Below are 12,044 nucleotides of genomic sequence, written 5' to 3' on the forward strand. Positions count from 1 at the left end.
CATTGGCATAGATCGGCAGTTCGGCGCCATTATCAGCTTTCCAGGTCTGGCCAGCCTTCTTCGGATGGGTGCCGGCGACCATCTGGGTGCCGTAATAGTCCAGCGCCTGATTGGTGTGGAACGAGCCGGTATTACCGGTCAGGCCCTGGACGATGATTTTGGTGTTCTTGTCGATGAGAATGGACATTCACTGCTTCCTGTTACGTATCTTTGTTCCACCGGCGGGGCCGGCTCTGCTCAACTTTCAAATCCGGGCGACTGCCCGCTAAAACTCGTACTGCGCCCTGCTTTGCTCATGCCGCGCCTTCGCTTTCCTGAAGCACGGTATGGGACTTTGCAAAAAGCGCCTCCCTGTCCGGGAAATAGGTCTGGCGCAGCTTTTCATTGCTGGCGGCATGACGGCGCGCAATGTCAAGTGCAACCGCTTGCGGCAGCTTGAAGGGCGGGCCGTCGACCGTCTTGATCAGCTCCTGACGCTCTGCCTTGATGGCCGGGTCGTTTGCCAGCGCCGGATCGGCCTCGACCCGCGCATTGAGCTCAGCCATTTCGCCAATCGCCTCGGCCGTCATCGACAGGTTCTGGCGGGGCAGGTCTGCCATGCCGCCCGGATTGGCGCCGATCAGGTCTGCGAAATCGGGAATCAGACTGCCACCTGAAAGCGAATCGCGTTCCAGCAGGCGCACCGTCACACAGCCCGGCTCGGCCACGCCGGCCCAGCGCTCGGCCATCGCCGCATAATCAATAAGCGGGTGACGGCTCATGAAAGTCTCAAGCGTCAGGGCCAGCCCGGTCTTTATCGCCTGCGCATAGGCAGAGGCATACCAGTCCAACTGGTCGCGGGCATAGATGACATATTCCACCTTGCCGAAGCGCGCTGACAGCCAGTCTGCAAAGCGCGTCAGCTCTTCATCATTGATCAGCCAGCCCTGAAGCCGCTCGCTGGAAATAACGTAAAGCCGCTCGCCCGCCGCCTCGATGGAGGCGTCAGCCCGGCGCATGAACTCTTCCCGCTTCTCGCGGTGGTCCTCCGGCGTCTCGATCTTGAACCGCGCCCGCGCCGGGGCCGAAAGCCGGCGGTTCGTCAGGCCAATCGCGGCAAAGCCGAAATCATGGGTCAGCGTGTCGGGCGGCCCATCCTCAAGCGGATCATAGACGATGTATTGCTGGCGCAGCTCATCACGGTTCGCGCGCAGCCATTCCTGGATCGTCGTCGACCCAGCCTTGTTCATCCCGACATGTGCAAGGCAGTGATTCATGGGCGGTCCTCTGACCCGGCAGGGTCGACCGGTTTGGATTTCGACATGGACAGCGTCATGAACCGTCCGTCTTCAAACCGCATGGCATTGATCGTGACGACAGCGCCGTCGCGGGCAACACCGCTATAGCGGCCAAGTTCCGTGCGATCTCTGCCGGCGCCGACCATGCGGACACCGCCATCAAAACCCTCAAGCGATTCAAATGGGTCGAGCGAGGCCATGTCGACCGTCATCGGGTCCATTGTCGAAATCGTGCAATTGACCCCCTGGAGGTGAGGAAAATCGACCGGCATGACCTGCAGGCTCAACGCCGCCTCCGACTTTTCAGCCGCAAATCCGCCAATCGCCGCCATCTGCGCCATAGTGGCGCCGACAGGCTGCTCCCAGTCAAACCCCTCAAGGGCGCTTGCCGGTGCCATCTCATCAATGACGATGTCGCCGCAGATCGCGATAAACTCCTTCACCATCGAGCCATCCTGCTCGACCTCGGGCAGGCTCTCTCCAAGCGTTGGATCAAGGCCTGACTCAGCACCGCCGCACGCACCAAGCGCGAGCAAGGCTGCTGAGGTCAGTGCGAGGCAGAATGAACGGGCAGATACCATCTGGCAGAAACCTACCCCTTCACGGCATCCGTAATCTTCTTCGCCGCATCGTCGAGATCATCGGCCGGGATCACGTTGAGGCCGGAATTCTTGATGATGGCCTTGCCTTCGTCGACATTCGTGCCTTCGAGGCGAACGACCAGCGGCACCGACAGATTGGTCTCTTTCACGGCCGCGATCACGCCCTCGGCGATGACGTCGCACTTCATGATGCCGCCGAAGATGTTGACCAGGATGCCCTTGACGTTCGGGTCCTTCATGATGATCTTGAAGGCCGCCGCCACTTTCTCCTTGTCGGCGCCGCCGCCAACATCACAGAAGTTCGCCGGCTCTTCGCCATAGAGCTTGATGATGTCCATCGTCGCCATGGCGAGGCCCGCGCCGTTGACCATGCAGCCGATCTCTCCGTCCAGAGCGATATAGTTGAGGTCGAACTTCGATGCCTGAAGCTCCTTGGCGTCCTCCTCGGTCTCGTCGCGCAGCGCCATGATCTCGGGATGGCGGAATAGCGCATTGCCGTCGAACGAAACCTTCGCGTCGAGGACGCGCAGATGGCCGTCTTCCATGACGATGAGCGGGTTGATCTCAAGCATCGACATGTCCTTCTCGGTGAACGCCTTGTAGAGCGTCGGGAAGAGTTTAATGCCGTCTGTGCGCGCATCGCCGTCAAGCTTCAGTGCGTCGCAGAGCTTCTCTGAATCCTTGTCCGTCACGCCGGCGATCGGGTCGATCGGCAGGGTGAGGATCTTGTCCGGTGTCTCGTCAGCGACCGCTTCAATGTCCATGCCGCCTTCGGTGGACACCACAAAGGCCGGCTTGCCGGACGCGCGGTCGACCAGGATGGAGAGGTAAAGCTCGCGGTCAATGTCGGCGCCGTCTTCAATATAGAGACGGTTGACCTGTTTGCCGTCCTGGCCGGTCTGAGCCGTGACGAGGTGATTGCCGAGCATCTGCTCAGCGAATTTGTGAACGTCGTCCTTGTTGAAGGCGAGGCGCACACCGCCCTTTTCGCCCGCTTCGCTTTCCACGAACTTGCCCTTGCCGCGTCCGCCCGCATGGATCTGGCTCTTCACCACCCAGAGCGGCCCCGGCAGCGTTTCGACCGCCTTCTGGACATCATCGAGCGAGAGGACCGGCACGCCCTCTGCAACAGGGGCACCATAGGATTTCAGGACGGCCTTGGCCTGGTATTCGTGTATGTTCATGGAGAAGATAGCCTCTTTGGATCATCGGCGTGGGGGGCAAGACTGCCCCTTGGAAAACTCGTCGCCTTATATCATCCGCAGCTGTAGATACAACCGGATGAGTCCGCCGAATGGACCCACCTAAATCTGCTAGGTCCGCGGATCGATCTCAACGGCTTCCGCCGTCGATGGCAGGGTAATTTTCCAGGGTTCCTGGGCTTCCTTGGGTACATCTTGCCGCGCCGCACGGCGCCACAGCATGGAAAAGCTCAGCACGCCGGACATGATCGCCGCCAGCAGGAACAGGCCGCCCTGCGTAAAGGGCAGCCGGAAGGCGAGACCGGACAAAGGCGGCCCGATCACTGAGCCGAGCGCCCAGACGAAAAGCAGCCCCGACATGATGCGCGAAATCTGCCCGGTCTCGGCCCGGTCGATCGCATGCGCCACGCCAATCCCGTAAAAGGACAGCGATCCTGCGCCCCAGACGCCGAGCGCGAGCAGGATGTAACGCGTCTCAAGCCCTGGAAAGAGGCCGAGCACCAGAGCGGCTGAGCCGGCCAAACCTGCCATGAACGCGATGACAATGCGACGGTCGATCACGTCGGAGATCCGGCCCGCGGGCCATTGTGTGATCAGCCCGCCTGTCCAGGCTGCCGCCGCCGCCATGGCAGCCGCGCCGGTGGCTCCGCCCGGCACATCCGGTAGCGCCACGCCGGCATAGATCGGCAACAGCGCCATGGTGCCGCTATTGACGATGCCGGCCACGAAGACAGCAATCACGGCGGCGGGCGCTAGCTCGAACAGGCGTGAGAGCGGGAAGGGTTCGGAACTTGGCGCAGGCGGCTCGCCGCGCCGCGTCAGGCAGACCGGCAGCAGCGACAGGCAGAGGAAGATCCCGCCCCAGAGATACGGCCTGAAATCAATCGGCGCGAGGCCGGCGACAAAGAACGGGCCGAGCACCAGCGCGATCTTGGCGATCAGATGATAGAAGCCACTGACACTGCCCCGGCTTTTCGCAGACACCGTCGCGCCGAGCCAGGACTCGATTGCGGAGAACATCCAGGCGAAGGCTGCGCCCTGAACGATCCGGATCACCGTCCAGCCAATCGGATCGAGCGCCAGCTGCATGCACAGGACACTCGCCGCGCAGACCGCCGCCGCGGCCGAGAAGACGCGAATATTGCCGAACAGGATGACCGCATTGCTGGCCGTATAGGCGCCCGCCATGAAGCCGACCGCATGGCCTGCCGCAATGGCACCGATCAGCGCCGGGCTGACACCCAGTGTCTCAAGCCCCAGAGGCGTGACCACGCCGAGGATACCGCCGCCCAGCTGAAGGAAAGCGGCTGCGGCAATCAGGGCCCAGACATTGCGATAATCAGCCATGGTTCACGGCGACCGGGAAAACCGTATCGCCCTCCTCATCCAGCGGGCTTAATCAACCCCGATCTCGGAAAACGCAATATCATTGCGCCGTGCGGTCTGTCCGTCGCTGTCCTTCAGGACGAGCGAGATTTTTTCTGCGTCCCAGTCGATCTCCACGACGCCGTAATTCTCAAGCGGGAAGGCCGTGCCGATCTGGCGCGGATCGCGCTCTGCGCTTTCGGTGGCGAAAGAGAGATTGAGAGAGGAAGCCGTCAGCTCATTAGCCGCATAGGGCAACACGTCCCGCTCTTCATAGATAAAGCCGGTATGCCGGTCGCCGGAGAGGAACACGACGCCCTCAGCGCCGGTCTTCTCGACCATGTCGAACAGGCGCTCGCGCTCTGCCGGCATGGTCGACCAGGCTTCCCAGCCATGCACGGTCGGCATCACCTGAATGGACGAGACGACCAGGCGGATATCGGCCGGGTCCTGCAGCCGGTTCTGCAGCCAGGTCCACTGGGCCGAACCGAGCATGTCCTGATAGCTTCCGTCCGGCGCCGGCATGTAGCGCTCCTTGCCCTCTGCGCCATACTCATCGGTCTTGGTCAGGGCGGAGCGGAAGAAGCGCGTGTCCAGCATGATGACCTGCACACGCTGGCCTTCCGGGCCGAAGCTACGCGCATAATAGGTACCCGGCCACTGGCCGACATCCTGGTCCTCAAGGCCCCAGAAGGTCTCATGGATGCGCTCTGCAAGATTTTTGAACGGGAAATTGCGCCCGGCATCATTGGCGCCATAATCATGATCGTCCCAGGCGACCATCATCGGGAACTTCGCCCGCACCTCCTGGAATTCCGCCCGGTCGGCGAGGTCTGCAAAGCTCTCGCGCACCTCTTCGAGTTCGGGCTGGTTGTTGGCGTAATCGCGCCCGTCCCGGTCGCCATAGACATTATCGCCGATCATCAGGAACAGGTCGGCCTCTTCCTCGGCGAGCTGGGCCAGCGTCGGACTGTCGAGTTCCTCATCATTGCAGGAGGCAACAAGGATGCGGTCGATCACCGCTGTCTCTGCTGGAAGCGGCACACCTTCAGGCGCGCGCGGCAGCTTGCTCTCTGGATAATCCTCATAATACCGATTAAGCGCCTCGACCGCTGTTTCGGGCGCCGGTTCGAACAAATTCGGGAACACCGCCTCGCCTTCCTGTGTGACACATGAGGCGAGTGTCAGAGCGCCAAGCGCTGCAAATGCCCGAATTTTCATGAAAACCCTCCTGGTGTGTTGGACGCGCCTACACTTATGCAGAGCGCCGCCCTCAAGGCAAAGGATGATTTGCGTATTGCCGCTCCATCAGACGCCGCGACTGCGGCTTGTCTTTGAAAGAAGCGTTAAGCCTGCGGCCTTGTGGCGGACAGGGCCGGGATAGCCCTTACACCGCAAAGAAGACGTGCCAGAGCAGGCGTCCGGGCAAGAGCGAGAACAGGCCGGCGATCACCATCCCGCCGACAAACATGCCGGTCATTGTCTCGCGGTGCTTCTTGATCTCCCGGCGCTTCACTGCAGCAATGCCGAATGGAAGGCTGATCATTGTCCAGGCCGAGAGCGCATGGATCGGGCTGTAGGTGGACTGGAAGATGCCGGTGATCAGGAAACTCGACCCGGCTGTCACTACCATTGAGACGACCCATATCCAGCCCAATGTCTTGTGCATCCGGAAGCCCTTCGGCGCGAGCAGGAGAAAGATGCCGATGCCAAGCGTCGTCAGAGCGGCGGCGACATGCACCTGGATCGCCGTGCTCGCCTTCAGAAGGAGCGACATATCAATCCGGAAGCGCGGCACCGAGCCGGACTGGACCAGGATGAAAGCGCTAAGCCCGGCATAGATGGCCAGGGCCACGCCAATCACCACGCCATGTTTCGGCTTGGTGACCGGTAGATTGAACATCCGGGGTTTCGGGGAGGAAGCGGTTGTGCGGTTCATCTGTCTAACTCCCGTCTCAGGCCCAGGTGCCGTGAAAGCCGAGCGGCCAGGCCCGGTCAGCGCGCCAGATACAGACCGGCCCATCAGACACATGCGCCGCATCAAACACGCAGACATCGCTGGTGCCGGTCTTGAGATTCAGCACAGGGCCGATGAGCCAGCTATCGGCTTCGCCCTCTCCGCCGGGTTTCGGCACGAAGAGGAACTCCTCGACGATCCGGCTCGCGCCGAACTCGAATGTGTCGGTCCGCCCGCTATCCCAGTCATGGACGCTGAGCGCGGTCGGGCCGGGGCGGTTGGGCGCCTGTCCCGTTACCAGCGCGGTCAGGCGGCGCGGCAGGCCATGCCGGCGCGGATCGACCTGCGGGAATTCCCCGTCAATGCCGGTTTCCAGAAATCTGGCGTCGCCGCTCGGCGGAATGACGATCTGGGTCAGGTCGCTGGTAAACTGATCGTTGCTGGCCGGCATCTTGCCGCGGATCTCATCCACGCCGCCGCCAACGCCGAGCACAGGTTCCTTGTAGAGGGCCGCATCGAGGCGGATCGTGCCATCGCTGTCCTCCCAGGCCGCACCGGTATGAGAGAAGGCACGGGCCGGCCCCTGCGCCCAGCGGGTCTTCGAGAAATCATCCTTGTCGACGATCAGGAATTTGAAGCCGTCCTCAGGGCGCCACTCAAAGCCTTCGACGACAGGCGGGCGCAGGGCTTCATTGATCCAGGGCTGCACCATGATGACGAGATGGCGATCCGTCATCGCCCAGTCATGGATATAGGCCGCGGTGCCGATGTTCAGCAATTGGAAGGATTTCAGCGCCCCATCGCTGCCGATCCGGTAGACCCCGACATTCGGTCCGCTGACCGCCAAATTCCAGACCGTGCCATCCGGCTCTGTCTTCGGGTGGGCGAGAAAGGGCATTCCCGCCAAATCATCGCGCCAGGCTTTCGCCCCTTTCGTCTCGAGTGTCTCCGCGTCCATCGCAATCGCGGAGCCTGCCTCCCACAGGGCATGAAGCTCCCCATTGATGACGATGACGGACGTGTTGGCCGCGTTCACATCATCCGGGCCCATCACCGGAAAGTCAGGGTCGCCCATCGTGCCAAAGCCGGGCGCCATGAAGCGGCTTTCAGTCTGCTCGATCCGGCGTTTCACCGTCTCAACAAACCGCCCGGAATGCACCGCCTGCCCATCAGCAATCGCGATACGCTGGACCATGCCGTCGCCGTCAAACCAGTGGCTGGCATAATCATCCTTGCCATACAGGAACTGCGCCGGGCCATTGCGGTAGAGCGTACCGTCAAGACCGGCCGGCACGCGGCCATGGACAAGCCGTAGCGGCGCCGGATCGAACCCGCCCGCTGGCGCTGTGCGATAGCCGAGATGCCAGTCGGGCAGGGCGGACGTTTCGCCAAAGGCAGGCGCGAGGCCAAGGCCGAAGACGGCCGTACCGGCAGCGCCTGCAGTCAGAAAGTGGCGGCGGGACAATTGGGTCATGTCAGAAGTCCTTTGGGGAGAGAAAAACTGGCGCGTCTAGTTGATGGCGATGGTCTGGGCAGCGCCGTCCTCGGTCACGTCAAACCGGGCCGCGTCCCATTTGGCCGGGCCGAACCGGCCCTTCGCATTGTTCGAAAACGCAAAGGGCTCGATCGGCATGCCGAACGGGTTGGTGTTCATTTCACCGTCGCCATTCACGTCGTGATAGAGCTTGATGCCATACTGGCCGGGCGCCAGACCCTCTATGGTCACGCTGACGGTCTCAGCATTGGCGGCGACGTTTGCGCCGCTGGCGGCCGTGCCCGTCTCATAGCCCTCAGCGTCGAACACACCGAGACGGATTTCGCCGGTCTGGGCCTCTATATTGGTCAGCGTCACGGTCAGCGGGGCCGCCTGGGCAACAGGGGCCAGAAGGGCGGCGCAGGCAGAAGCGGCGATCAGAAGCGAAGTCTTGGTCATGTGTATCTCCTTGATTTGATGTCAGCAGGCCTTGTTGGGCCCGGCACCAAGGAGATTGCCGTCATGCCGTTTGGGCCGCGACTTCAATTGCGCAAACCGACTGGAATCCTTCGCGAAATGCGGCCAATGTCATTCGCGAAACGTGAATGACAGGGGCGCTTCAACGTGCGTATCGCGATTGACTGGAAAAAACGGGGCCGTGACACCCTGATCCTGACCGGGGTCGCCCTCTTTCTGGCCTTTCTGCGCCCCTATGGCGCCACGGAAGATGCGCCCTTTGGCGTTGTGTTCGCCTTCTGGTTCTCCCTGATCATGGTCGGATCGGTGTTCGGCGAAGTCTTCGTCTGGGGGTTTTACAAGCTCTGGCCGGACGGGCCGGACTGGATCATGATCATCGTCGTGTCACTGCTCACGGCCGTCGGCGTGACGGCCGCACTTTATGGCGTTGCGGCCGTCTCGGCCGGTTATGTGAATATCGGACCACAGCCGGTCTGGATGCTCTATTTTTATGTTCTGGTGATCACCGTCGCGATGACGCTGCTCGGCTATACCCTGTCGCACGCCTTCAATTCAGACGGCCCGGACTTCGTGACAGAGTCGAATGACCGCGCCGCCGTCGATGCCTTTCTCGAGCGGCTGCCTGTCAGATACCGCACCTCGGACCTCTACGCCGTCTCCTCCGAAGACCATTACTGCCGGGTGCATACCAGCCTCGGCAGCGAACTCATCCTGATACGGCTTGCCGATGTCGAGCGGGAGCTGGCCAGCGTCGACGGATTGCGCGTCCATCGCTCCTGGTGGGTGTCCCGAAAAGGCATCGCAGACAGCGCGCGCGAGGGCGGGCGAATCACCCTGAAACTGCACTCCGGCGAAGATGTGCCGGTCTCGCGCTCCTATCAGAGTGACGTAAAAGAGGCGGGCCTCGTCCACTAGTGCGTTCTGAAATTTAGACTTTCTTAACTGCCCGAAAACCGCCCCATTCCGGCCCCGCATGGAACCTATTCCGGCATAAGCATGTTTCTTGCAGCAGATACTCCCTACATGGCGGGTATCAAAGACAACAGGTCTCAGGAAGAGACCACAAGAGCAGGACGGAAGACCATGAATACGACGAACATCTTTGCAAAAGGCATCAGCCTCGTCGTCCTCGGCAGCCTTGCCGCGATCATGCTCGTCATGGCCTTCGCGCCAGCCGGCTCGATCTATAACGGCTAGGTCCGCCTTCCCCCAACAATTCATCCACCGATCTCCCCGGCGAAGGCCGGGGCCTCGTGCATCTATGTACGACCTGATTTCGACGGGTCCCGGGCTCAGCCGGAGCGAATACGGTCGCTTAGAGTAATCTCATCGCAGTCCACGCGCTCCAGACGCATCCCATGGAGCTTAACGCGACCGTCCGCAAATTTGATGATATCGACCTGCTGCGGGCTCGACCGACCCGGCTCTCCGTCTTCGCAGCTCTCAACCCGCCAGCCGAACTCGGTTTGGACACCCCTGAAGGTGCCGCTGAATATGATCGGTCCATGAAATTCGATGTAGTAATGGCCTGCGACAGCGCTTTCACCGATCTCCATCAGGCTGAGTTCGCCGAAAGATGGGAACGCGTCATACTTGAAACAGCTTCGCGGATTGGCGCTCGCTGCAGCGGCCAAAGACTGGACCAACAAGACGGCAATCAGCGTTTTCATGCCCTACCCCTTCGGCCCACCCGGCATGACAGGCCGGTCCCTGAATGTCCCCATAGAGAGCACCCGGTCATACATCACAAGCGCGCCGGCGAGGCTCACATTGATGCAGAACTTGGTCGGGATCTTTACCACATGATCGCACCGCGCGAGCATCTCAGGCGAAAGATCGCCGCGCTCACGCCCCAGAACATAGGCCGCCGCCTTGGGGTGTTTGAACTCAGGCAGCTCCACGGCGTCATCGGTCAGTTCGATACCGACCAGCTGGCAGCCCTTGGGCAGCGCCATGTCGTCGATCGTGTCCCACTGATAATAAGGCACGCTCTCAAACGTCTTTGACGTGTCGGCCTTGTAGGCAAGTTTGAGCTTTGGCTCGGCGCCCACCGAATAGACGAAACTTGCGCCGAACGCGTTGGCCGTGCGCATCAGGGCGCCCAGATTCATCGCCTTGGAAATGCCTTCGGCGCCAATCGCGAAATAGCCCCGCATCAGCCCCCGCCTCCGGTAAACCTCCAGGCCGCGATCACGCCGAGCAACAGCACCGCAAACACGGCCGTTCCCTTTCTCGCAAAGCGGATATGGCTGATCGCGCGGGGATATTCCGCCGCGAGATAGCGCCCCGCCTCGCCGGTCTCACCGGCCGCGTCCAGCGTCGGTCCGCCATTCACGGCCAGCACGACAGATTGGCGCGCCGCCGCCTCGTCCAGGCCGGAGAATTTCGCTTTCGCCGCCCGCTTCAGTGCGATGCCCGACAGGATGCGCATCTGGACCGACAGCGCGAACGCAAAGGCCACAACCAGGCCGGCGATAAAGAAGATCACATCATGGGTCGTCATCGCATTGTCGCCACTTCAAACCGCCCGGCGCTCGTCACGACGCCGCGCTTCATCGTCTCTGCATTGAACGGCATCTCGACATGGCCGAGCACGTCCATCGTGATCATGCCGCCATCGCCGCCGAGCAGGTTGAGATCCTCAAGCGAGCCCTCGGCCGCCGCTTTCAGCCCCTGCTTGCCATAGCGCACGCGGGACGAGACGTCAGCCGCCGCATTTGTGCGCAGGAAATATTCGCCCTGCCCCGTACAGCACACCGCCACCCGCTCATCGGCCCAGATGCCGGCGCCAATGATCGGCGTATCGCCGACCCGTCCCGGCGTCTTGCCGAGCAGCCCGCCCGTCGAGGTCGCCGCCGCCAGCCGCCCCTCCACATCGAGCGCCACAACGCCGACCGTGCCATGCGCGAGCTCGCCCTTCTTCACAGGGATGCTGACCGCCGGCCTGTAATAATTCTTCGGGCTGTGCACCCGGTCGAGCTTGTGCTTGCGCGCGATCATCGCCGCGCCCTTGCCGACGATCAGCACATGCGGCGTCTGCTCCATCACGAGCCGCGCTGCCGTCACAGGGCTCTTGAACCCCCTCAGAGACGCCACCGCCCCGGCATTCCGGGACCGACCGTCCATGATCGCGGCATCGAGCTCCCACTGCCCGATCGCATTCGGCGACGAGCCGCGCCCGGCAATATGATGCCCGCAATCTTCCAGCGCCATTGTCAGCTTGTGCACCACATCGAGCGCCCCATCGCCGCGCGCCAGCCGCGTTTCGCCTTCGCGCAGCAGCCCGGCCATATGTGTCTCGGCCGCGCCATGATCACGCGGGCGCAGCGGTCCGGCGCCGCCATGTATCGCAAGAGCCCAGCTTTTCGCCATTCGAACAATTCTCCAAGACCGTGCGCGATTATCCCCGCGGAAGCGCTTCACAGGGGGCGGTGCCACCGATAGGTTCGGCCCGTCAATGTAGATACACAGCATAAAGTGCAAGAGGAACACGCCCATGAAAGCCCTTCTGTCCAAGACCCCAGCCGGCCCCGAAGCCCTCGTCCTCGAGGATGTCCCGAGCCCTGAACCCGGCGAAGGTGATGTGGTGATCTCTGTCAAAGCCGTCGGCGTGAATTATCCGGACGTCCTGATCATCCAGGACAAATACCAGTTCAAACCAGAGCGCCCCTTCAGCTCGGGCGGCGAGAT

General features: G+C 61.9%; 13 protein-coding genes and 2 pseudogenes. 2 read left to right on the top strand and 13 right to left on the bottom strand.

The window, feature by feature from the left end:
* The 9 genes and pseudogenes from WA989_RS08810 to WA989_RS08850 all read right to left on the bottom strand — a co-directional run.
* Window positions 1-187 (bottom strand): annotated as a pseudogene (locus tag WA989_RS08810) (succinate--CoA ligase subunit alpha); the annotation flags it as partial.
* A gap of 106 nt (window positions 188-293) precedes the next feature.
* Window positions 294-1,256 carry a hypothetical protein gene (locus tag WA989_RS08815; RefSeq protein WP_424340132.1) on the bottom strand — a complete coding sequence of 321 codons (963 nt, stop codon included), beginning with the start codon at window positions 1,254-1,256 and terminating at the stop codon, window positions 294-296.
* Window positions 1,253-1,858 carry a hypothetical protein gene (locus tag WA989_RS08820; RefSeq protein WP_424340133.1) on the bottom strand — a complete coding sequence of 202 codons (606 nt, stop codon included), beginning with the start codon at window positions 1,856-1,858 and terminating at the stop codon, window positions 1,253-1,255. Before WA989_RS08820 ends, WA989_RS08815 begins: the two co-directional genes overlap by 4 nt.
* Window positions 1,859-1,869: 11 nt before the next feature.
* Window positions 1,870-3,063: an ADP-forming succinate--CoA ligase subunit beta gene (gene sucC, locus WA989_RS08825; protein ID WP_424340134.1), complete on the bottom strand. Its 1,194-nt coding sequence runs from the start codon at window positions 3,061-3,063 to the stop codon at window positions 1,870-1,872.
* Window positions 3,064-3,192: 129 nt separating this feature from the next.
* Complete coding sequence (locus WA989_RS08830) at window positions 3,193-4,428, bottom strand: MFS transporter (protein ID WP_424340135.1); 1,236 nt, start codon at window positions 4,426-4,428, stop codon at window positions 3,193-3,195.
* Window positions 4,429-4,476: 48 nt separating this feature from the next.
* Complete coding sequence (locus WA989_RS08835) at window positions 4,477-5,667, bottom strand: alkaline phosphatase D family protein (protein ID WP_424340136.1); 1,191 nt, start codon at window positions 5,665-5,667, stop codon at window positions 4,477-4,479.
* A 166-nt stretch (window positions 5,668-5,833) separates the two neighbouring features.
* On the bottom strand, window positions 5,834-6,385 hold the full coding sequence (locus WA989_RS08840; protein WP_424340137.1) for a DUF2306 domain-containing protein: 552 nt from the start codon (window positions 6,383-6,385) through the stop codon (window positions 5,834-5,836).
* 16 nt (window positions 6,386-6,401) lie between these two features.
* Entirely contained in the window at window positions 6,402-7,877 is a 1,476-nt protein-coding gene (locus WA989_RS08845; protein ID WP_424340138.1) for a carotenoid oxygenase family protein, read from the bottom strand.
* Window positions 7,878-7,913: 36 nt separating this feature from the next.
* Entirely contained in the window at window positions 7,914-8,336 is a 423-nt protein-coding gene (locus WA989_RS08850) for a DUF2141 domain-containing protein (RefSeq protein WP_424340139.1), read from the bottom strand.
* A gap of 165 nt (window positions 8,337-8,501) precedes the next feature.
* Between WA989_RS08850 and WA989_RS08855 the strand changes: the two genes are divergently transcribed.
* Window positions 8,502-9,269: a LytTR family DNA-binding domain-containing protein gene (locus WA989_RS08855; protein WP_424340140.1), complete on the top strand. Its 768-nt coding sequence runs from the start codon at window positions 8,502-8,504 to the stop codon at window positions 9,267-9,269.
* Window positions 9,270-9,646: 377 nt separating this feature from the next.
* Here the strand turns inward: WA989_RS08855 and WA989_RS08860 are convergent, their stop codons facing one another.
* Genes WA989_RS08860 through WA989_RS08875 form a run of 4 tightly spaced genes read right to left on the bottom strand, consistent with a single transcriptional unit; the run spans window position 9,647 to window position 11,726 of the window.
* Window positions 9,647-10,024 carry a hypothetical protein gene (locus WA989_RS08860; RefSeq protein ID WP_424340141.1) on the bottom strand — a complete coding sequence of 126 codons (378 nt, stop codon included), beginning with the start codon at window positions 10,022-10,024 and terminating at the stop codon, window positions 9,647-9,649.
* Window positions 10,025-10,027: 3 nt separating this feature from the next.
* A complete protein-coding gene (locus WA989_RS08865; protein WP_424340142.1) occupies window positions 10,028-10,510 on the bottom strand; it encodes an RNA methyltransferase in 483 nt (160 codons plus the stop codon).
* Window positions 10,510-10,857, bottom strand: a complete 348-nt coding sequence (locus WA989_RS08870) for a hypothetical protein (protein ID WP_424340143.1) — start codon at window positions 10,855-10,857, stop codon at window positions 10,510-10,512. Before WA989_RS08870 ends, WA989_RS08865 begins: the two co-directional genes overlap by 1 nt.
* Window positions 10,854-11,726: an isoaspartyl peptidase/L-asparaginase family protein gene (locus tag WA989_RS08875; protein WP_424340144.1), complete on the bottom strand. Its 873-nt coding sequence runs from the start codon at window positions 11,724-11,726 to the stop codon at window positions 10,854-10,856. The genes WA989_RS08870 and WA989_RS08875 overlap by 4 nt, the downstream gene beginning before the upstream one ends.
* 124 nt (window positions 11,727-11,850) lie before the next feature.
* Between WA989_RS08875 and WA989_RS08880 the strand changes: the two are divergent.
* A pseudogene (locus WA989_RS08880) lies at window positions 11,851-12,044 on the top strand (NADPH:quinone oxidoreductase family protein); the annotation flags it as partial.

Origin of the sequence: Henriciella sp., from assembly GCF_049649345.1 — a bacterium.
Classification (GTDB): domain Bacteria; phylum Pseudomonadota; class Alphaproteobacteria; order Caulobacterales; family Hyphomonadaceae; genus Henriciella.